Annotated in this window: 20 protein-coding genes; 10 read left to right on the top strand and 10 right to left on the bottom strand. The window is 54.0% G+C overall.

The window, feature by feature from the left end; translation table 11 throughout:
* Window positions 1-5 precede the first annotated feature (5 nt).
* From fghA to ptrR, 3 genes are read right to left on the bottom strand one after another with little or no spacing between them, the layout of a single operon-like run.
* Window positions 6-848, bottom strand: coding sequence for an S-formylglutathione hydrolase (fghA, locus tag AC6I8N_RS13600; protein ID WP_497829276.1), 843 nt, complete (start codon window positions 846-848; stop codon window positions 6-8).
* Window positions 849-860: 12 nt separating this feature from the next.
* A complete protein-coding gene (locus AC6I8N_RS13595) occupies window positions 861-1985 on the bottom strand; it encodes an S-(hydroxymethyl)glutathione dehydrogenase/class III alcohol dehydrogenase (RefSeq protein ID WP_021184998.1) in 1125 nt (374 codons plus the stop codon).
* Between the two features lie 60 nt (window positions 1986-2045).
* Complete coding sequence (ptrR, locus tag AC6I8N_RS13590; RefSeq protein WP_021184997.1) at window positions 2046-2957, bottom strand: putrescine utilization regulator PtrR; 912 nt, start codon at window positions 2955-2957, stop codon at window positions 2046-2048.
* A 102-nt stretch (window positions 2958-3059) separates the two neighbouring features.
* On the opposite strand from ptrR, the gene AC6I8N_RS13585 reads away from it, so the two are divergent.
* The 7 genes from AC6I8N_RS13585 to mglC all read left to right on the top strand — a co-directional run bounded on the left by AC6I8N_RS13585 (window position 3060) and on the right by mglC (window position 11295).
* Window positions 3060-4190, top strand: coding sequence for a YbfB/YjiJ family MFS transporter (locus AC6I8N_RS13585; RefSeq protein ID WP_497829275.1), 1131 nt, complete (start codon window positions 3060-3062; stop codon window positions 4188-4190).
* 124 nt (window positions 4191-4314) lie between these two features.
* Window positions 4315-4980, top strand: coding sequence for a GTP cyclohydrolase I FolE (gene folE, locus AC6I8N_RS13580; protein ID WP_013509796.1), 666 nt, complete (start codon window positions 4315-4317; stop codon window positions 4978-4980).
* Between the two features lie 52 nt (window positions 4981-5032).
* Window positions 5033-6187, top strand: coding sequence for a DUF418 domain-containing protein YeiB (yeiB, locus tag AC6I8N_RS13575; RefSeq protein ID WP_497829274.1), 1155 nt, complete (start codon window positions 5033-5035; stop codon window positions 6185-6187).
* A 147-nt stretch (window positions 6188-6334) separates the two neighbouring features.
* Window positions 6335-7375 (top strand): HTH-type transcriptional regulator GalS, encoded by a 1041-nt coding sequence (galS, locus tag AC6I8N_RS13570; RefSeq protein WP_497829273.1) that lies wholly within the window; start codon window positions 6335-6337, stop codon window positions 7373-7375.
* 304 nt (window positions 7376-7679) lie between these two features.
* Entirely contained in the window at window positions 7680-8675 is a 996-nt protein-coding gene (gene mglB, locus AC6I8N_RS13565) for a galactose/glucose ABC transporter substrate-binding protein MglB (protein ID WP_021184993.1), read from the top strand.
* Window positions 8676-8745: 70 nt separating this feature from the next.
* Window positions 8746-10266 (top strand): galactose/methyl galactoside ABC transporter ATP-binding protein MglA, encoded by a 1521-nt coding sequence (mglA, locus tag AC6I8N_RS13560; protein ID WP_021184992.1) that lies wholly within the window; start codon window positions 8746-8748, stop codon window positions 10264-10266.
* 18 nt (window positions 10267-10284) lie between these two features.
* Window positions 10285-11295, top strand: coding sequence for a galactose/methyl galactoside ABC transporter permease MglC (gene mglC, locus AC6I8N_RS13555; protein ID WP_013509791.1), 1011 nt, complete (start codon window positions 10285-10287; stop codon window positions 11293-11295).
* Window positions 11296-11359: 64 nt separating this feature from the next.
* On the opposite strand, the gene sanA is transcribed toward mglC, so the two are convergent.
* From sanA to AC6I8N_RS13530, 5 genes are all read right to left on the bottom strand, one after another.
* Window positions 11360-12079, bottom strand: a complete 720-nt coding sequence (sanA, locus tag AC6I8N_RS13550) for an outer membrane permeability protein SanA (protein WP_497829272.1) — start codon at window positions 12077-12079, stop codon at window positions 11360-11362.
* Between the two features lie 139 nt (window positions 12080-12218).
* Window positions 12219-13916, bottom strand: coding sequence for an NAD-dependent malic enzyme (locus tag AC6I8N_RS13545; protein ID WP_497829271.1), 1698 nt, complete (start codon window positions 13914-13916; stop codon window positions 12219-12221).
* A 157-nt stretch (window positions 13917-14073) separates the two neighbouring features.
* Complete coding sequence (cdd, locus tag AC6I8N_RS13540) at window positions 14074-14973, bottom strand: cytidine deaminase (RefSeq protein WP_497829270.1); 900 nt, start codon at window positions 14971-14973, stop codon at window positions 14074-14076.
* Window positions 14974-15092: 119 nt separating this feature from the next.
* Window positions 15093-15785, bottom strand: coding sequence for a CidB/LrgB family autolysis modulator (locus AC6I8N_RS13535; protein WP_021184988.1), 693 nt, complete (start codon window positions 15783-15785; stop codon window positions 15093-15095).
* Complete coding sequence (locus tag AC6I8N_RS13530) at window positions 15778-16170, bottom strand: CidA/LrgA family protein (protein ID WP_021184987.1); 393 nt, start codon at window positions 16168-16170, stop codon at window positions 15778-15780. Before AC6I8N_RS13530 ends, AC6I8N_RS13535 begins: the two co-directional genes overlap by 8 nt.
* Before the next feature lie 151 nt (window positions 16171-16321).
* Between AC6I8N_RS13530 and AC6I8N_RS13525 the strand changes: the two genes are divergently transcribed.
* The gene (locus AC6I8N_RS13525) at window positions 16322-16675 is read left to right on the top strand and encodes an endonuclease domain-containing protein (protein WP_497829269.1); all 354 of its coding nucleotides are present in this window, start codon (window positions 16322-16324) and stop codon (window positions 16673-16675) included.
* 127 nt (window positions 16676-16802) lie between these two features.
* Here the strand turns inward: AC6I8N_RS13525 and metG are convergent, their stop codons facing one another.
* Window positions 16803-18836, bottom strand: coding sequence for a methionine--tRNA ligase (gene metG / locus AC6I8N_RS13520; protein ID WP_036627651.1), 2034 nt, complete (start codon window positions 18834-18836; stop codon window positions 16803-16805).
* Between the two features lie 153 nt (window positions 18837-18989).
* Between metG and apbC the strand changes: the two genes are divergently transcribed.
* Window positions 18990-20102, top strand: coding sequence for an iron-sulfur cluster carrier protein ApbC (gene apbC, locus AC6I8N_RS13515; protein WP_021186012.1), 1113 nt, complete (start codon window positions 18990-18992; stop codon window positions 20100-20102).
* 4 nt (window positions 20103-20106) lie between these two features.
* Here apbC and AC6I8N_RS13510 read toward each other — a convergent pair whose 3' ends face one another.
* Window positions 20107-20550: a GNAT family N-acetyltransferase gene (locus AC6I8N_RS13510; protein ID WP_208723964.1), complete on the bottom strand. Its 444-nt coding sequence runs from the start codon at window positions 20548-20550 to the stop codon at window positions 20107-20109.
* A gap of 225 nt (window positions 20551-20775) precedes the next feature.
* On the opposite strand from AC6I8N_RS13510, the gene ahpC reads away from it, so the two are divergent.
* Window positions 20776-21339, top strand: coding sequence for an alkyl hydroperoxide reductase subunit C (gene ahpC, locus AC6I8N_RS13505; protein WP_013509781.1), 564 nt, complete (start codon window positions 20776-20778; stop codon window positions 21337-21339).
* The last annotated feature ends 53 nt before the right edge of the window (window positions 21340-21392 follow it).

Genomic DNA, 21392 nt, shown 5'->3' with positions numbered 1-21392 from the left:
GTCAGTTACACCAGTAAATGCTTCGCGTGAAAACGCAGATGGTCTTCAACAAAGCTGGCGATAAAGAAGTAGCTGTGGTCGTAGCCCGGCTGGATACGTAACTCCAGCGGGAAACCCTGTTCGCGCGCCACTTCTTCCAGACGTTCCGGACGCAGTTGATCCGCCAGGAACTGATCGTTGTCACCCTGATCGATCAGGATTGGCAGGCGATTTTCCACCTCACTCATCAACAGGCAGCTATCGTACTCACGCCAGGCGGCACGATCCTCGCCCAGATAAGCGCTGAACGCCTTTTGTCCCCACGGCACTTCCGTCGGATTTACGATGGGTGCAAAAGCGGACACCGAAGAGAAACGTCCGCTCAGGCGCAGCGCCAGCAGCAATGCGCCGTGGCCGCCCATCGAATGCCCCATAATCGACTGTCGTTCGCTCAACTTGAAGTTATCGGCGACCAGTGCCGGTAACTCCTTGCTGAGATAATCGAACATGCGGTAATGCGCGGCCCACGGTTGCTGGGTGGCGTTGAGGTAGAACCCCGCGCCCTGGCCCAGATCATAAGCACTGTCATTCGCCACATCGTCACCGCGTGGGCTGGTATCCGGCATAATCAGCACCAGACCCAACTGCGCCGCCACGCGCTGCGCACCCGCTTTGGTGGTGAAGTTCTCGTCGGTACAGGTCAGTCCGGCGAGGAACCACACCACCGGCGGCGGTGTGTCGTCTTGCGGCGGCGGCAAAAAAATGCTGAAGATCATCGGGCAGTTCAGCACCGCTGAATGATGCCGCCAGCGCTGTTGCCAGCCACCAAACATGCGATGTTCTTCCAGCAATTCCAGAGTGGATGCCATAACGCCTCCTGCTTATTTGTTGAAATGCACCACCGAGCGGATGGATTTTCCTTCATGCATCAACTCAAAGGCGTCGTTAATCTCTTCCAGCGGCATGGTGTGGGTGATGAAATCGTTGAGCGCGAATTTCCCGTCGAGGTAATCCTGCACGATACCCGGCAGCTGGGTACGACCTTTCACCCCGCCGAATGCGGAACCACGCCATACGCGACCGGTCACCAACTGGAACGGACGGGTGGAGATCTCTTCCCCGGCACCGGCCACACCGATGATCACGGATTCGCCCCAACCCTTGTGGCAGCATTCCAGCGCGGAGCGCATCACGTTGACGTTACCGATACATTCGAATGAGAAATCCACGCCGCCATCCGTCAACTCGACGATGACATCCTGAATCGGCTTGTCATAATCTTTCGGGTTAATCAGATCGGTGGCGCCCAGTTTGCGTGCCAGATCGAATTTACTGGTGTTGAGATCGATACCGATAATGCGGCCAGCTTTCGCCATTTTCGCGCCGATAATCGCCGACAGACCGATACCGCCCAGGCCGAAGATCGCCACGGTATCGCCTTCTTTCACCTTGGCGGTGTTCATCACCGCACCCATACCGGTGGTGACGCCACAGCCCAGCAGGCACACTTCTTCCAGCGGCGCTTCTTTGCTGATTTTCGCCAGCGAAATTTCCGGCACGACGGTGTACTCAGAGAAGGTCGAGGTACCCATATAATGGAAAATCGGCTGACCGTCTTTAAAGAAACGGGTGGTGCCATCCGGCATCAAGCCTTTGCCCTGGGTGGCGCGAATCGCCTGGCACAGGTTGGTTTTGCCCGACAGGCAGAACTTACATTTGCCACACTCCGGGGTGTACAGCGGGATCACATGATCGCCGACGGCCACGCTGGTCACACCCTCACCAACCGCTTCCACGATGCCGCCGCCTTCATGGCCAAGGATCGCCGGGAACACGCCTTCCGGATCTTTACCCGACAGGGTATAAGCATCGGTATGGCACACACCGGTCGCCACAATGCGCACCAGCACTTCGCCTTTCTGTGGTGGCATCAGATCCACTTCTTCGATTTTCAGCGGTTCACCAGCTGCCCAGGCAACGGCGGCACGGGTTTTAATCATGTTCATGCAATTCCTCTTCCTGTAGATGCGGGCCAAACAGCCCGTTGGTCGTGATAAGGGTTAAAATTACTCAGCAGCATGCAAAGGATGCATTAACTCATCATTGAGCGGCCGGTCGTCAAATTGTTCAATAATCAAATACTTCAACGCTTCCACGTTGGGAGTGAAGGCATCACGCCGCCACATCAGCCAGGTGGCGGTGTCGCGATACTCCGGTGGCAACGCGTGTTCCTGTACCCGAACTTTACCCGGCATCTGGTTCAGCACCGAGGCCGGGATCATCGCGACGCCGGCCCCTCCCGCCACACAGGCCATCATGGCGTGGTAGGACTGGATTTCCATCACGCTGTCCGGTGCGGTTTGGCTGTCGCGATACCAGGACTCAAGTTTGACGCGATACGAGCAGCTGTTACGGAAGGCAAACAGCGTGTCGCCCTGGGTATCCCGTGCGTTTTTAATCGGTTTATGTTCAAGGCTGGTGATCAGCACCATCTCTTCCCGAAAAGCGATACAACCGTTTAAGTCGTCGTGGGTGACCGGGCCATCCACCAGCGCGGCCGCCAGTGTACCTTCGCGCACTTTATCGATGATCTCCCCGGAGGTGCCGGTGATCAGCGAAAGCGCCACCGCAGGAAAACGCTGATGATAAGCCGCCAACAAGCCAGGCAGACGGGTTGCCGCAGTGCTTTCCATCGAGCCGAGGGCAAAATTGCCGCCGGGTTCGCCCGCGCGTGTCATACTCAGCGCCTCATCGCTCAACGCCAGAATACGCTGGGCGTAATTCAGAAAGTTATGGCCCATCGGCGACAAACGGATACGTTGTTTCTCGCGGATAAACAGATCCACTCCTAACTCTTCCTCCAGCTGACGCAGGCGGGTAGTGAGGTTGGAGGGGACACGGTGCAGTTGTTCCGCCGCGCGAACCAGCGAGCCGGTTTCGGCTACAGAACAGAACATACGTAACTGGACTAAATCCATATTCTCTTCTCGTAAACAACTTAGTTAGTATTATTCACTTTTCGTGAGTTTAAACATCGCGCATGCTTGAGGCAAGTGATAAAACAAGATCAGGGGTTGGTTATGCCGTTTCGCGTCGCGCTCAGCGCATTCTTAAGTTTAGTGGTTGCTATGGGGATTGGGCGATTTGCTTTCACGCCGCAGGTGCCGTTGATGATTCAGGACCATCAGCTGACCTTAACCAGCGCCAGCCTGGTGGCGGCGCTCAACTACCTCGGTTATCTGTGCGGTTCTTTTGATGCTATGCGCGCACGCAAACGCGTTGAGTGGCGTTTACAGATGGGGGTCTGGGGCGCGGTGGTGCTGACGTTGATCTCCGCCTGCGTCAGTGGCCCGTGGTTGCATGGGCTGATCCGTTTCCTGATCGGTTGTGCCAGTGGTTGGGCGATGGTGCTGGTGGCGGCGTGGAGTAATGAGCAGCTGCTGCACCACGGTCGTCCGGGCCTGTCGGCGGCGGTGTTTGCCGGGCCGGGTACCGGCATCTTCCTCAGCGGCATGCTGGCGGTACTGCTGCACGCCATCGGTGCCAGCGCGGCGCTGGCATGGGGCGCTTATGGCCTGTTGGCGTTGGTGTTGATTGCCGCCATCGCGCGATTTCTGCCGCGCAAGGGCCAGCTCCATCGTCCCGATCAGGCACCTGCACCGTTGGTGCTGAATGGCAACCTGAAGCGACTGGTGCTGAGCTACAGCCTGGCCGGATTCGGTTATATTCTGCCCGCCACCTTCCTGTCGCAAATGGCTGCTGCGCGTTTCCCGCACAGCGCGTTTGCGCAGTTTGTCTGGCCGGTATTCGGCGGTGCGGCGGTGTTGGGGATTGTGCTGGGCATCCTGACCCGACATTGGGGCACCAGCCATTTTCGCCTGGCGCTGGTGTTATGGGCGCAGGCGTTGGGGGTGATTGCGGCCAGTGTTATGCCGGGGCTGAATGGCCTGATGATCGGGGCTGCGTTAATTGGTGGCGGCTTCCTGTGCGTGGTGCAGCTGGCGTTGCAGTATGGCCGCGAACTGGCTCCGCAGCATACACGTTATCTGGCCGGGCTGCTGACCACCGGTTATGCCGTCGGGCAACTGGGTGGGCCATTATTGTCGTGGATCTCCTCGCTGCTGTGGCATCAGCTGGAGCCGGCGTTGTGGGTAGCCGGAGCCGGTTTGTTGCTGGCCGGAGCTCTGGTGTTGCGTCGTGCGGCACCATGAAAAGCTTTCATCTCCAATCAGATTGATTGCTGGATTAAGGGCGCGGAGTGTTTCACAATACGCGCTCAGAATTTCCCCCGCAGGCAAAAATCTGCGGGCGCATCACCTGCCGGAGAAGAGTACGATGAGCACCTTAAGTCAGGAAGCCGCCCTGGTTCATGAAGCGCTGCTGGCGCGTGGCCTGGAAACGCCGTTACGCGCCCCGGTGCGCGAGATGGACGACGAAACCCGTAAGCGTCAGATCGCCGGTCATATGACCGAAATTATGCAGCTGCTGAATCTCGACCTGGAAGATGACAGCCTGATGGAAACACCGCATCGCATCGCCAAGATGTATGTTGATGAAATTTTCTCAGGTCTTGACTACGCCAACTTCCCGAAAATCACCGTCATCGAAAACAAGATGAAAGTGGATGAGATGGTGACGGTACGTGATATCACGCTGACCAGCACCTGCGAACATCACTTTGTGATTATCGATGGGAAAGCCACGGTCGCTTATATCCCGAAAGACAAGGTCATTGGCCTGTCGAAAATCAACCGCATCGTGCAGTTCTTTGCCCAGCGCCCCCAGGTGCAGGAGCGTCTGACCCAGCAGGTGCTGGTGGCGCTGCAAACGTTGCTGGGCACCAACAATGTGGCGGTGTCGATCGATGCGGTGCATTACTGCGTGAAAGCGCGCGGCGTCAAGGATGCCACCAGTGCGACCACCACCACCTCGTTAGGTGGTTTGTTCAAATCCAGCCAGAATACCCGTCAGGAGTTTCTGCGCGCAGTGCGTCACAACTAATTAATTTGGGCGGCGTTTGCCGCCCGTTTTCATTTTTCTCTCAGGACACCCGATGCAACGCTATCTCGCGCTGGATTTCATTCGTGGTTGCGCCATCCTCGGCATTTTACTGCTCAACATTGTCGGCTTTGGTTTACCTTCGGCGGCCTACCTCAACCCGGCCTGGCAGGGTGACATATCGTTGTCCGATGCCTGGACCTGGGCGATCATGGATGGCCTGGCCCAACTCAAATTCCTCACAATGTTTGCGTTATTGTTCGGGGCCGGTCTGCATATGCAGATCCCGCGCGGCAGCCGCTGGATAACATCGCGCTTATCGCTGCTGGTGCTGCTTGGTTTTATCCACGCGGTGTTTTTTTGGGAAGGGGATATCCTGCTGGATTATGGCCTGGTTGGGCTGATTATCTGGCGCATGCTGCGTGAAGTGCCCTCCGAACGAGCCTTGCTGCAAACTGGCGTGCTGCTGTATCTGGTGGGGTGTGGGGTGCTGGTGGTGTTTGGGGCGATTTCCACGCCGCAGCCCAGCCGTTCCTGGTTGCCGGGAGCGGCCGATCTGCAATATGAACGTTACTGGAAGCTGCTGGGCGGTTGGGAGACGGTGCAAAACCGGCTTGATCACCTTGCATCCAGCCTGATGGCGCTGGCATCACAATACGGCTGGCAACTGGCGGGATTAATGCTGATCGGTGCGGCACTGATGCGCAGCGGCTGGCTGAGCGGCCAGTTCAGCGTGCAGCATTATCGACGTGCGGCAATGATGTTGCTGGGTGTGGGTTGGTTGATTGCCATCCCCGGCATCGTCGCCCAGTGGCACCTTGGTTGGGAATTCCTGTGGAGTGGCTTTTACTTACAGGTGCCGCGCGATGTGGCCAGCCCGTTTATCAGCCTCGGCTATGCCGCGCTTTGCCTGGGGTTCTGGCCGCAAATCGCCCGCATGCGCATCAGCTTTGCCATTCAATGTGTCGGACGCATGGCGCTCAGTAACTACCTGCTTCAGACCTTAATCTGCACCACGCTGTTCTACCGTTTTGGCCTGTTTATGAAGTTTGACCGGCTGCACCTGCTGGCTTTCGTTCCGGCTATCTGGCTGGTTAATATCCTGTTTTCCGTATTGTGGTTGCGCGCGTTCCGCCAGGGGCCGATGGAGTGGCTATGGCGCAAACTGACCGCCCTTGCTGCCGGTAAATCAAGTAACGCGATCCCGTAAAGATAATGACGGCCATCACAAAGGTTGCAGAATTGTATGTAACCGTTTTCATCCGTGTGACGTAATTCACGCTGTGCCCACAAATGCCCTGACAGAATAGCGCCGTTACGCGCGCCAGGCGCATTTTCTCCTCTGTGGAACAGCTGCATGATAACGATTCGTGATGTCGCCCGTCAGGCCGGTGTGTCGGTAGCCACCGTCTCGCGAGTGCTCAATAACAGCAGTGCCGTTACGCCAGATACCCGCGACGCCGTGCTACAGGCGGTGGAAACCTTGGGATATCGCCCCAACGCCAATGCTCAGGCGCTGGCAACCCAGGTCAGCGATACCATTGGTGTCGTGGTGATGGACGTGTCTGACCCCTTTTTTGGTGCGTTGGTGAAATCGGTTGATACCGTTGCTCAACGTATGCATAAACATGTGCTGATCAGCAATTCCTGGCATCAGGAAGAGAAAGAACGCCACGCGATTGAGGTGTTGATCCGCCAGCGTTGCAACGCGCTGGTGGTACACGCGAAAACGCTTTCAGACGCCGAGTTGGCGCAATTCCTCGAACAGGTTCCGGGTATGGTACTGATTAATCGTACTATTCCGGGCTATGAGGACCGTTGCGTCTGTCTGGATAATGTCACCGGTGCGCTGGTTGCCACGCGCATGTTGTTACAGCAGGGTCATCAACGCATTGGTTTTCTCAGCTCCAGCCATCCGATTGAGGACGTCGCGCAGCGCCGTGATGGGTGGTTGCAGGCGCTGGCAGAGCAGGGAATACGCCCGCCAGAGAGTTGGATCGCCCAGGCTGAACCCGATATGCAAGGCGGTGAAGCGGCGATGGTGGAGTTACTGGGACGTAACCAACATTTAACCGCCGTCTTTTCCTATAACGACGGCATGGCCGCAGGCGCGCTCACCGCGTTGAAGGATAACGGCATTCAGGTGCCACAACATTTCTCCGTCATCGGTTTCGATGACATTCCTATCTCGCGTTATACCGATCCGCAACTGACCACGGTGCGCTATCCCATTGTTTCAATGGCAAAACTGGCTACCGAACTGGCGCTGAAAGGGGCGGCTGGCGAACTTGATCACAATGCCACGCATTGCTTTATGCCAACGCTGGTGCGTCGCCACTCCGTGGCCCAGCGGCAAAATGTGGAGTCCGTCACTAATTCAGGCGATGGGGCAGTGTAACCGTTTTCAATCTGTGATTGTATTCACAGTTAATTAACATGGCGCTCACTATGATGGCAGCGTCTTACCGGACTGAAACATTATGTAACGCCGGGTTTTCCTTCCCCGGTATGGTTTCAGCAGCCGATTGAAATGGTTCACAACATTCTTCAGGAAGCGGTTACGCACAGGGAAGTAAGGAAAACGATGGGGTTCGGCTTAAGCGTTATGCAACCACCCATCAGAGAGTTTCAACCGACTGCGTTGTCTGCCGCAGAGCAGCACGGCGCGATGAAATACCCTGCATAAAAAAACCGGAGATACCATGAATAAGAAGGTTTTCACGCTCACAGCACTGGTTGCCAGCATGATGTTTGGTGCAACTGCTCACGCCGCCGATACCCGTATTGGCGTGACCATTTACAAATATGACGACAACTTTATGTCCATGGTGCGTAAGGACATTGAGAGTGAAGCGAAGAAAGTGGGCGGCGTGCAGCTGCTGATGAATGACTCGCAGAATGACCAGTCAAAACAGAACGACCAGATTGACGTGCTGATGGCCAAAGGCGTGAAAGCTCTGGCGATCAACCTGGTAGACCCGGCGGCAGCGGCGGTGGTGATTGATAAAGCCAAAGCGAATGATGTGCCGGTGGTGTTCTTCAACAAAGAACCGAACGCGAAAGTGCTGGCCAGCTATGACAAAGCCTACTACGTGGGTACTGACTCCAAAGAGTCTGGCGTTATCCAGGGCAAACTGATTGAGAAACACTGGAAAGCGACTCCGGCGTGGGATCTGAACAAAGATGGCGAAATCCAGTTTGTGCTGCTGAAAGGCGAACCGGGGCACCCGGATGCGGAAGCCCGTACCAAATACGTTATAGATACCCTGAACAAAGACGGTATCAAAACCCAGCAGTTAGCGATGGATACCGCGATGTGGGACACCGCACAGGCGAAAGATAAGATGGACGCCTGGTTGTCTGGCCCTAACTCTAAGAAAATCGAAGTGGTAATCGCCAACAACGATGCGATGGCAATGGGTGCGGTTGAAGCACTGAAAGCACACAACATGACCTCTATCCCGGTGTTCGGTGTTGACGCCCTGCCGGAAGCCCTGGCGCTGATCAAATCTGGCGCGCTGGCTGGTACGGTGCTGAACGATGCGGAAAACCAGGCCAAAGCTACGCTGGATATGGCGAAAAACCTGGCTGACGGCAAGCCAGCGACTGAAGGTACCAACTTCAAGATGGTTGATAAGATCGTCCGCGTTCCTTATGTACCGGTAGATAAAGAAAATCTGTCCCAGTTTGTGAAGTAATCCGTCCTGGGCGCGGCGTTTCGCCGCGCCTTATTGCATCTGACCAACGCTTTTTTTAGCCAGGTAAATTATGGCCAGTGATAATCCGACCACACAGCGTGAATATCTGCTGGAGATGACGAATGTCTCAAAATCATTTCCAGGGGTTAAAGCCTTAGATAATGTGAATTTAAAAGTGCGCCCTCACTCAGTTCACGCATTAATGGGTGAAAACGGTGCCGGGAAATCCACATTATTAAAATGTCTGTTTGGGATTTATAAAAAGGATACGGGGAGCATCCTGTTTCAGGGTGAGGAAATTGATTACAAAAGCTCCAAAGAGGCGCTGGAAAATGGCGTGTCGATGGTGCATCAGGAATTAAACCTGGTTCTGCAACGCAGCGTAATGGATAACATGTGGCTGGGCCGCTATCCGCGTAAAGGCGTGTTTGTTGATCAGGATAAAATGTATCGCGATACCAAGGCGATCTTTGAAGAACTGGATATTGATATCGACCCACGCGATAAAGTGGCCAATCTTTCTGTTTCACAAATGCAGATGATTGAAATTGCCAAGGCTTTCTCCTATGACGCCAAAATCGTCATTATGGATGAGCCCACTTCATCGCTGACGGAAAAAGAAGTTAATCATCTTTTTACTATTATCCGTAAGTTAAAAGATCGTGGCTGCGGCATCGTATATATCTCGCATAAGATGGAAGAAATTTTCCAGTTATGCGATGAGATTACCATTCTGCGTGATGGACAATGGATTGCCACCCAGCCGCTGGAAGGGCTGGATATGGATAAGATCATCGCCATGATGGTGGGGCGTTCGCTTAACCAGCGCTTCCCGGACAAAATCAACGTGCCGGGTGAAGTGATTCTGGAAGTGCGTCATTTGACGTCGCTGCGCCAACCGTCGATCCGCGATATCTCGTTTGATCTGCATAAAGGTGAAATCCTGGGTATTGCCGGGCTGGTGGGGGCCAAACGTACCGATATCGTCGAAACGCTGTTTGGTATTCGCGAAAAATCGGGCGGCACCATCAAATTGCACGGTAAAGCGATTAATAACCACAGCGCCAACGAAGCCATTAACCACGGTTTTGCACTGGTCACGGAAGAACGTCGTTCTACCGGTATTTATGCTTACCTCGATATTGGATTTAACTCGCTTATTTCTAATATCAGAAAGTATAAAAATAATATGGGGCTGTTGGACAATAAACGCATGAAAAGCGACACCCAATGGGTGATTGATGCGATGCGGGTGAAAACGCCCGGGCACCATACACAAATTGGTTCGCTTTCTGGCGGTAACCAGCAAAAGGTAATTATTGGCCGCTGGTTGCTCACTCAGCCGGAAATTCTGATGCTGGATGAACCCACTCGTGGTATTGATGTTGGGGCAAAATTCGAAATTTACCAGTTGATTGCTGAGCTGGCGAAGAAAGAAAAGGGCATCATTATTATCTCTTCTGAAATGCCAGAACTGTTGGGCATTACCGATCGCATTCTGGTGATGAGTAATGGACAGGTAGCGGGCATTGTTGATACTAAAACGACCTCGCAGAATGAAATCCTGCGTTTAGCGTCATTACACCTTTAATGAAGCAAGGGCTTTAACATGAAAGCGACTACTAAAAAGAATGCGCTAACCTGGTTAAAAGAGGGCGGCATTTACGTTGTCCTGTTGGTACTGCTGGCTATTATTATTTTCCAGGATCCGACATTTTTAAGTTTAATGAACCTGAGTAATATTCTGACCCAGTCATCAGTGCGTATTATTATCGCACTCGGTGTCGCCGGGTTAATTGTCACCCAGGGTACTGACCTGTCGGCAGGTCGTCAGGTTGGCCTGGCGGCGGTGGTGGCAGCAACGCTGTTGCAGGCGATGGATAACGCCAACAAGGTGTTCCCGCATCTCGATACCGTGCCGATTCCGTTGGTAATCCTCACCGTGTGTGTGATTGGCGGTATCATTGGCCTGGTGAACGGTGTCATTATTGCTTACCTGAAAGTGACCCCGTTCATCACCACCCTTGGCACCATGATCATCGTTTACGGTATTAACTCGCTGTATTACGACTTTGTCGGTGCATCGCCGATTGCTGGTTTTGATGCGGGTTTCTCGAAGTTTGCTCAGGGCTTCTTCCGCTTTGGCGATTTCAAACTGTCATACATCACCTTCTACGCCATCATCGCTATCGTGTTCGTGTGGATTCTGTGGAACAAAACGCGTTTCGGTAAAAACATCTTCGCTATCGGTGGTAACCCGGAAGCGGCGAAAGTCTCTGGCGTAAACGTCCCGTTGAACCTGATTCTGGTGTATGCGTTGTCGGGTGTGTTCTATGCCTTCGGTGGGATGCTGGAAGCGGGGCGTATCGGTAGTGCTACCAACAACCTCGGCTTTATGTATGAACTGGATGCGATCGCGGCCTGTGTGGTCGGCGGCGTCTCCTTCGCCGGTGGTGTCGGTACGGTAGCGGGTGTGGTGACCGGTGTGATCATCTTCACCGTTATTAACTACGGGCTGACCTATATCGGTGTTAACCCTTACTGGCAGTACATCATCAAGGGCGGCATCATTATCTTCGCCGTGGCGTTGGATTCACTGAAATACGCACGCAAGAAATAACCATACCGTTAACAACAAGGGCCGCTATAAGCGGCCCTTTTGTTATTCCCGTAGCGGCATGGGGTTATTTCTTCAGCTTCTGTTCCAGTTCCAGCAACTGTTCCGGTGTGACTGCCGGATAACTCTGTGCATCCTCCGGCACTTCATGCAGTGCCGGGATTGGCACCAGCGGCCCTAAAAATCGCGGTTCACGTTTCATCAGATAAAGATCTGACAGCGCACCCAGGCGAGCACCCACCTCGCGGAAACGCACTGTCAGCATATTTTTTGGCGAAGGCACGGCATAGCACTGCGCCTGGATCCCTAAATGTAAGGCGATAAACAATGCACGCTCGCAGTGGAAACGCTGGGTAATGATGATGAAATCGTTAGTGTCGAAAACTTTGCGGGTGCGCACTATCGAGTCCAGCGTACGAAATCCAGCATAATCGAGCACGATATCCGCCGGATCGACACCTGCTTTGATCAAATCGCGCCGCATGGTCATCGGCTCGTTGTAGCTTTGCAGCGCATTGTCACCACTCAGCAGCAGGTAATTCACTTTGCCACTGTTGTAGGCGTTGAGTGCGCCCTGAATGCGATACAGGTAATACTGGTTGATAACGCCGGTACGATAATACTTGGCAGTGCCTAACACCACGCCGACCTGCCGATGCGGCAGCGAGGCAACGTTTTCATAGATGTAAGGAGCCGTTTTCCAGCTAATCCAGCGATCGAGGCCAAGCGCGGTCGCCATCATCAGTAAGATGATGAAAAGCAGACCAATGAAAATGCGTTTAATCATGCACGCAGGCACTCGGTTGGCGGAAAAAGTAATGGTTAAAGGCTACTTTAGGCATCTGCGGGAAGCAAGTTAACGCCAGTTGGCTGGCGTTTTTTTAAGCACTGCCGGGCCTGTGTCACAGCCCGGCATGGGAACAGCATCAGATTGAAGTACGACGATAGTGACGGTACTGCGGCAGCCAGAAGTTATTATTGACGGCTTGTGACAGGACATCTTCTGAGGTCACCACCGCGACACCTGCCAGTTGCGCGACTTTGCCCACTTCCATCGCAATCACTTTCGATACGCCCTGGATATCCTTGATCTCCGGCAGCACCGGACCTTCACCATCATTCACCAGCGGTGAACAATCGGCCAACGCGCGGCTGGCGGTCATCAGCATCGAATCGGTGACGCGCGAAGCACCAGCGGCAATCACACCCAGACCGATACCGGGGAAGATATAGGAGTTGTTGCACTGGGCAATCGGATAAGTTTTACCTTTCCAGTTCACCGGTGCAAACGGACTGCCAGTTGCCACCAGTGCGGCTCCGTCGGTCCAGGCGATAATATCTGCCGGAGTTGCTTCAACGCGCGAGGTCGGATTGGACAACGGCATCACAATCGGGCGTTTGCAGTGCTTGTTCATCTCACGAATGATCTCTTCGGTGAACAGACCTGGCTGTCCGGAAACACCAATCAGGATATCCGGTTTGGCGTTGCGTACCACATCCAGCAGAGAGATCGAATCACTGGTGATATCCCAGCCCTTCAGATTATCGCTCTTCTGCACCAGACGGCTCTGGAAATCGAGCAGATTTGGCAATTTGTCGGTCAGCAGACCAAAGCGATCCACCATCAGGACACGAGAGCGTGCTTCATCATCGCTCAGACCTTCCGACTTCATTTGCGCGATAATTTGTTCGGCGATACCACAGCCAGCAGAACCGGCACCCAGGAACACTACTTTTTGTTCGCACAGGCGGCTGCCTGCGGCACGGCTGGCGGCGATCAACGTACCCACGGTCACCGCGGCAGTGCCCTGAATATCATCGTTGAAGCAGCAGATTTCATCACGATAACGTTCCAGCAGCGGCATGGCGTTTTTCTGGGCGAAGTCTTCAAATTGCAACAGAACTTTCGGCCAGCGGCGTTTAACGGCCTGGATAAAATCATTGACGAAGGCTTCGTACTCTTCGCCAGAAATACGCGGATGACGCCAGCCCATGTACAGCGGGTCATTCAGCAATTGCTGGTTGTTGGTACCTACATCCAGCACTACCGGCAGGGTATACGCCGGACTGATGCCACCACAGGCGGTATACAGCGAAAGTTTACCAATCGGGATCCCCATGCCGCCGATGCCGAGGTCACCGAGGCCGAGAATACGTTCACCATCCGTGACCACAATCACCTTCACGTTCTGTTTGGTGGCGTTTTGCAGCATGTCTTCGATGCGGTCGCGATTGTTATAGGAAATAAACACACCGCGTGCGCGACGATAAATCTCGGAGAAGTGTTCACAGGCGGCACCGACCGTCGGGGTGTAGATGATTGGCATCATCTCTTCCAGATGATTATCCAGCAGTCGGTAGAACAGGGTTTCGTTGGTGTCCTGGATATTACGCAGATAGACGTGCTTGTCGTTATTGTTCTTAAAATCCTGGAATTGACGCCAGGCACGCTCTGCCTGTTCTTCAATGGTTTCAACCGCTTCGGGCAGCAGGCCATTAAGATTGAATTCATTACGTTCTTCGAGAGAGAAGGCGCTGCCTTTGTTCAACAGCGGAAATTCCAGCAGGATCGGACCCGCGTAAGGAATATACAGCGGACGTTTACTTTCGTACTCGAGTTCCATGCAATGTTTGCTCCGGTTGCAGTGTTTTCTGGCGTGTCGCCGGGAAAGGTAACGCCAGCCTTTCTTATTGTGAAGTGATTTCTGGCGCCCGATCCTATGAAATTTCCTGCGGATGTACAGCTTTTGTTAATAAAAGGTCACAAAAGCGGTAAAAGGATCACTTAACTGCGATGGCTGACAAGGTTTCTGTTGCAAACGTATGACAACCCAGCGCCGCAAGTGTCGCGCGCGTGGCATCTCGCTGGCTGAGGGTTGCCGTCTGACACTCCGCCAGTACCGCCTGCTGAATGCCATCCAGGGCTTCGTTATGCATATTCATCAGAATCAATGCTGCCTGTAGCGGTGGCAGGCTGGGATTAAACGCGGCATTTTCGGCGTAGCGTCCGGTAAAAATCTGCCCGCTGCGACTGCGTAGCGCCACGCCGCTGTAGCTCTGACTGTAGGGGGCATGGCTTTGATTGGCGGCTTCGATGGCGGCCTGCTGCAGTGTATCGCCCTGTAAAGCAAAACCATGATCAACCGGGGTGAGCAACCGTTCGGCAATATTCAAATCTGCCGGGCCAAAGGCATCGGGCAGATAATCGCCAAGGGTGCGGATTGCCCGTCCTGGCAGGCTGACGCGAATTGCGGTGCCACTGTTCAGTTCATTCATAAACTGGCGGCAGTGCCCGCAAGGTGTGTAGTTGACGGTGATGGTTTCCAGCCGGGCTTCACCACGCAGCCAGGCATGGGTGATAGCGCTTTGCTCAGCATGTACTGTCTGCTGCAACGGGGCGTTGCGGAACTCCATATTGGCACCAAAATACCAGTTGCCACTGATGCCGCGCGCGATCGCGCCCACGTTAAAGTTCGACACCGGGGCAATCGCGCAGGATGCCGCCAATGGCAACAGCGCGAGAGCGAGGGCATCTGCATCCAGACCGGTAGCCTGCTGTAGCTGTGTCACTTCATTGGCATGCAGCACGCCATGAAAATCGGCCGCGTCCAGCAAGGGTTGCAACGCCTGTTGCAGACTGAGCGGCAGGGCAGAGAAAGCGGAAGTGAATCTTGGATGCATGATGGCCTCGTTACCTCGTCAGCGGCGGCACGCCGCCAGAAGGTTTATATGTGATCTATATCTCTCTGACAATGTAAGACGATTTGCGCGTTTCAACTTTGAGAGATCTCTCGCAAGTTTCATCCCAGCCAGTGCATCAGGACCGGGTAGAGAAACGGTGCCAGTAACGACGTAATAATGCCGCAAATCACCAACGCCAGAGAACTGAATGCCCCTTCCTGATAATCAATTTCCGCCGCTCGCGCAGTACCCAACGCATGCGAAGCATTGCCAATGGCTAGTCCCCGCGATGCTTTGCTTTTTACCTGTAACAGATTCAGCAGCATATGACCGAACACGGCACCCAGCACCCCAGCAATCAGCACGCAGATGGCGCTGATGGCGGGAATACCATGCAGCGAGCCGGACACGGCCATCGCGATCGGCGTGGTGACGGATTTCGGCATAATGGTGGCGGCGATCTCCGGGGTCGCTCCCAGCCATAACGCAATGGCGGTGCCGGAAATCATGGCGGTCAGGCTGCCAATAAAACAGACGCTGATAATGGTTTTCCAGCGCGCGCGGATTTGATGCATCTGCTCATACAACGGCAGCGCCAGTGCAACCACGGCAGGTTGTAATAATTGATTCAGCAGCGCACTGCCCGCGAAGTAACGCGCATAAGGCATATGGGTGAGCAACAAAATTGGAATCACAATCGCCATCGCCACCAGCAACGGATTAATGATGGAGATATTGATTTTCGCGGCCAGCTTGCGTGCCAGGAAATAAGCGGCGAGGGTGAGGGGTAATGACCACCAGATGTCACTCATCGTTCGACTCCTTCATCACTTTTGGCCGTTGCATCCGTTCAGCGCTCAGGCTCACCACCACCAACACCAGGAAAGTACTGACCAGGCAGGAAACCACAATCGGACCGAATTGGGCGGTGAGGATGTCGGTATAGCCCATCACGCCAACACTGATCGGCACAAACAGCAACGCCATGTAGCGGATCATCAAGTGGCAGCCAGGCTTGACCCAATCAACCGGCAGAATTTGCAGTGCCAGCAAGGCAAACAACAGCAACATACCGATGATACTACCGGGAATGGTGATCGGGAGAAGGGCGGCAATGCCGATTCCGGCATAAAGAGCAGCGTAAATAATGACAAAGGCACGTAAATAGCGCCAGCAGACAGACAGCACGGTGGGCATGACAGGCTCCTGTTTTCTCAGGACTTCATCATACGCATTAAGCGCATAGCGTGCCAGAGATCACATTGCGAGACAGATTCCGGGTTTGGCGGCATTTCCAGACAGGCCCGGTAAAAAAGCATAGTCTGGCGGTGTTCATAAGGAGGTGAGAATGAAAAGAGCGATTCTGCTGCGACGTGAGCTTCGCAAGAATATGACTGAGGCGGAACTTCGGTTATGGCGTTTTTTGCGTGACCGGAATTTATGCGGGGTAAAATTCCGTCGGCAATACGCAATCGGACGTTACATTGTCGACTTTGCCTGTATCGAGCGTTTACTGGTTATCGAGCTTGATGGTGGTCAGCACGCTGAACAATCGACGTTGCACTACGATGAAGTCAGGACAGCCTATTTGCATCGTTGCGGATGGCGGGTGATTCGCTTCTGGAATAATCAGGTGTTTTGCGAATTAGATGCGGTGGTGGAGGAAATTTATCGGCAACTTAATCCATCACCCTCACCCTAACCCTCTCCCGCAAGCGGGAGAGGGGACGGATCGAGTGAGAACACCCATCTCCCTCCTCCCGCAAGCGCACACACATCTCCCTCTCCCGCTTGCGGGAGAGGGCCGGGGTGAGGGTAACTGCAGCGTATTATTTTACCGGCATCCCCGGTTGCGCGCCGCTATCCACCGACAATACAAACAGGTCTTTTCCACCCGGTCCGGCTGACAGCACCATGCCTTCCGAGATACCAAAACGCATCTTACGCGGTGCCAGGTTGGCAACGATGATGGTCATCTTGCCGACCAACACGGACGGATCCGGATAGGCAGCACGGATACCCGAGAAGATCTGACGTTTTTCGCCGCCAAGATCCAGCTCCAGACGCAGCAATTTATCCGAACCCTCCACCAGCTCAGCCTTCTCGATCAGCGCCACGCGCATATCGACTTTAGCGAAATCATCAATGGTGATGGCATCGCCAATCGGCGCGTCAGCCAAAGGTCCGGTAACAGCCGGTTTGTTGGCCGCGGCAGCATCTTCTTTTGATGCTTCAACCAGGGCGTCCACTTTAGCCATCTCAATGCGGCCATACAGCGCTTTGAACGGTGCCACGTTGTGATCCAACAGCGGTTGCTGAATGGCATCCCAGCTCAATTCGCTTTGCAGGAAGGCTTCTGCACGCGCGCTGAGCGATGGCAGTACCGGCTTCAGCCAGGTCATCAGTACGCGGAACAGGTTGATACCCATTGAACAGATGGCTTGCAGGTCAGCGTCACGGCCTTCCTGTTTCGCCACCACCCACGGTGCCTGCTCATCCACATAACGGTTGGCGAGATCCGCCAGCGCCATGATTTCACGGATTGCGCGGTTATATTCACGGCTGGCCCAGGCTTCGCCGATCTTCTCTGAAGCATCGATAAAGGTCTGATACAACGCAGGGTCCGCCAGCTCAGCCGACAGTTTGCCGCCAAAGCGTTTGGTCAGGAAGCCCGCGTTACGTGACGCCAGGTTCACCACTTTGTTAACGATGTCTGCGTTGACGCGCTGGACGAAGTCTTCCAGATTCAGATCGATATCATCAATGCGTGAAGAGAGCTTCGCCGCGTAGTAGTAACGCAGGCTGTCGGCATCCAGGTGCTGCAACCAGGTGCTGGCCTTGATAAAGGTGCCGCGTGATTTCGACATCTTCGCGCCGTTTACCGTCACATAGCCGTGTACAAACAGGTTAGTCGGCTTACGGTACTGGCTGCCTTCCAGCATCGCTGGCCAGAACAGGCTGTGGAAATAAACGATATCTTTGCCGATAAAGTGATACAGCTCGGTAGTGGAATCTTGTTTCCAGAATTCGTCAAAATCGATATTGCCGCGTTTATCGCACAGGTTCTTAAAGGAACCCATATAGCCGATAGGCGCATCAAGCCATACGTAGAAATATTTGCCCGGTGCATCAGGGATTTCGAAGCCGAAATACGGGGCATCACGCGAGATGTCCCACTGTTGCAGGCCAGACTCGAACCACTCCTGCATCTTGTTCGCCACTTGTTCCTGCAACGCGCCAGAACGGGTCCATGCCTGAAGCATTTCACTGAAAGACGGCAGGTCGAAGAAGAAGTGTTCGGAATCACGCATCACCGGTGTCGCACCAGAGACGACGGATTTTGGCTCGATCAATTCCGTCGGGCTGTAGGTCGCGCCACAGACTTCACAGTTGTCACCATACTGATCCGGCGATTTACATTTCGGGCAGGTACCTTTGACGAAACGGTCAGGTAGGAACATGCCTTTTTCCGGGTCGAACAGTTGAGAGATGGTGCGATTTTTAATAAAGCCGTTCTCTTTCAGACGGCGATAAATCAGCTCCGACAGCTGGCGGTTCTCATCGCCGTGTGTCGAGTGATAGTTGTCATAGCTGATGTCGAAGCCGGCGAAATCTGTCTCGTGTTCCTGCTTCATCTCAGCAATCATCTGCTCAGGCGCGATACCGAGCTGCTGGGCTTTCAGCATGATCGGTGTGCCGTGCGCATCATCAGCGCAGATGAAGTAAACCTGATTGCCACGCATTCGCTGGTAACGCACCCAAATGTCTGCCTGGATATGCTCGAGCATGTGGCCGAGATGGATTGAACCGTTCGCGTATGGCAGCGCGCACGTTACCAGAATTTTTTTAGCGACTTGAGTCATAGTTTGCGTAGCTTTCTGTAAATGAAAAATCGGGCTTAAGATGTTAACCGAAGCACTCTCTGGGGACAACCACGGTCACATTTAGCGCCTATCTGATATTATTGAAAACACATCGCTGAAATTCAGCGTCAGAATAAAGAGTAAGGAGCGGGGATGACTTCACTATCCCGGGAACAATATTCACCCGAGGCCCTACGTGCCGTGGTGATGGGCGTGCTGAGTGGCTTTGAACACCCGACACTGCAACACAATCTGACCACCCTGAAAGCGTTGCGCCATGTGGCGTTACTGGATGGCAAACTGCATCTTGAACTGGTGATGCCTTTCGCCTGGGCCAGTGCGTTTGAAGAGTTGAAAGCACAGACCAGCGGCGAGCTGCTGCGACTGACGCAGAGCGATGCCATTGACTGGCGGCTACGACACGATATCGCCACGCTGAAGCGGGTGAAAAATCATCCCGGAGCCACCGGAGTGAAAAATATCATCGCCGTGAGTTCAGGCAAGGGCGGCGTCGGTAAATCGAGTACCGCGGTGAATATGGCGTTGGCATTGGCGGCGGAAGGCGCGCGCGTCGGCATCCTTGATGCGGATATTTACGGTCCGTCGATCCCGAATATGCTCGGCACCGAAAACCAACGACCGACCTCGCCAGATGGCACCCATATGGCACCGATTATGGCGCACGGGCTGGCAACTAACTCGATTGGTTATCTGGTGACGGATGACAACGCGATGGTGTGGCGTGGCCCTATGGCCAGCAAGGCACTGATGCAGTTGCTGAATGAAACCTTGTGGCCGGATCTGGATTATCTGGTGCTGGATATGCCGCCCGGCACTGGCGATATCCAGCTGACGCTGGCACAGAATGTGCCCGTCACGGGTGCGCTGGTGGTCACTACGCCCCAGGACATTGCGTTAATTGATGCACGCAAAGGGATTGTGATGTTCGAGAAGGTCAACGTGCCGGTACTTGGCGTGGTGGAGAACATGAGCATTCATATCTGTAGCGAATGCGGTCATCATGAGCCGATCTTTGGCACTGGCGGGGCACAAAAGCTGGCGCAGGATTACAACACCCGTCTGCTGGCCCAGTTGCCTTTGCATATTAACCTGCGTGAGGATCTGGATGATGGCGAGCCGACGGTGATCCGTCGTCCCGATAGCGAGTTTACCGCGTTGTATCGCCAACTGGCGGGCCGTGTCGCCGCACAGCTTTACTGGCAGGGGGAAGTAATCCCCGGCGATATCGCCTTCCGCGCGGTTTAAGGGTTCAGGTTCCGCTGGTGCGTGTCGCCAGCGGATAGTGCATCAACAGATATTTCCCCTGATCGCTTTCACCTTGCGCCACCTTTTGCCAGCCATGTTGCAGATAAAAGCGTTGCGCCGGCACATTCAGCAGCAAACATTTTAACGCGCCGGTGCCGGTAAAACGTGCCTGCACGGCTTTCAGCAATGCACTGCCAACGCCCTGGCCCTGAAAAGCCGGGTCAACATACAGGCTATGCAGGAAATTATCATTATCCAGCACCCCGGCAAACCCGGCGCGATGTCCGTCCACCTCGGCCACCAGCACCGTCTCACCGAGGATCACCCGGTCAAAATCTTCCAACTGCCAGTCATCCCCCTTAAGCCAGGTCCAGTTGGAACGGCGTGCGGCGAGGAACAACGTGCGCAGAAAAGGGCGATCAGCTTCCTGAAAAAATCGGATTTGCACAGATAAACTCCAGCAGGCGGTTAACTCAAAAGTAGCAGCGATGCGGCAAAAAGATAAACCACGTTAAATCAGGGTGATTTCTGTGTAGAATGCCGCGGCAGGCCGCACCCCTCGGGCCTTACCGCGTTTGATAGCTTTTGTTTATCCAATTGATAACGGCTGCATATTAGATGTTGGCCCGAAAATTATGTAACCTGCATCACATCTTTTAACGGAGGTCACCCGATGTCTATCATTAACACCAAAATTAAACCGTTCAAAAACGCAGCATTCAAAAACGGCGAATTTATCGACGTAACCGAGAAAGACGTTGAGGGTAAATGGAGTGTTTTCTTCTTCTACCCAGCTGACTTTACCTTCGTTTGCCCGACCGAACTGGGCGACGTGGCTGATCATCACGAAGAATTCCAGAAACTGGGCGTAGATATCTACTCTGTTTCTACCGACACCCACTTTACCCACAAAGCCTGGCACGGTTCTTCTGAAACCATCGCGAAAATCAAATACGCGATGATCGGTGACCCGACTGGTGCGCTGACCCGTAACTTCGAAATCATGCGTGAAGCAGAAGGTCTGGCAGATCGTGGTACTTTCATCGTTGACCCGGAAGGCATCATCCAGGCTATCGAAATCACCGCAGAAGGCATTGGCCGTGACGCATCTGACCTGCTGCGTAAAGTGAAAGCGGCTCAGTATGTTGCTTCTCACCCAGGTGAAGTTTGCCCGGCTAAATGGCAGGAAGGCGACGCAACTCTGGCTCCGTCACTGGACCTGGTTGGCAAAATCTAAGCAACCTCCCAGCTCTTCGATTTTTCTCCAATCGGGTGCTACGGCACCCGATT

Source organism: Pantoea sp. X-Soil-TKNS-1279, from assembly GCF_059730565.1.
Note: the sequence above shows the minus strand (reverse complement) of the source record. Positions and strands in the feature narration are given on the sequence as shown.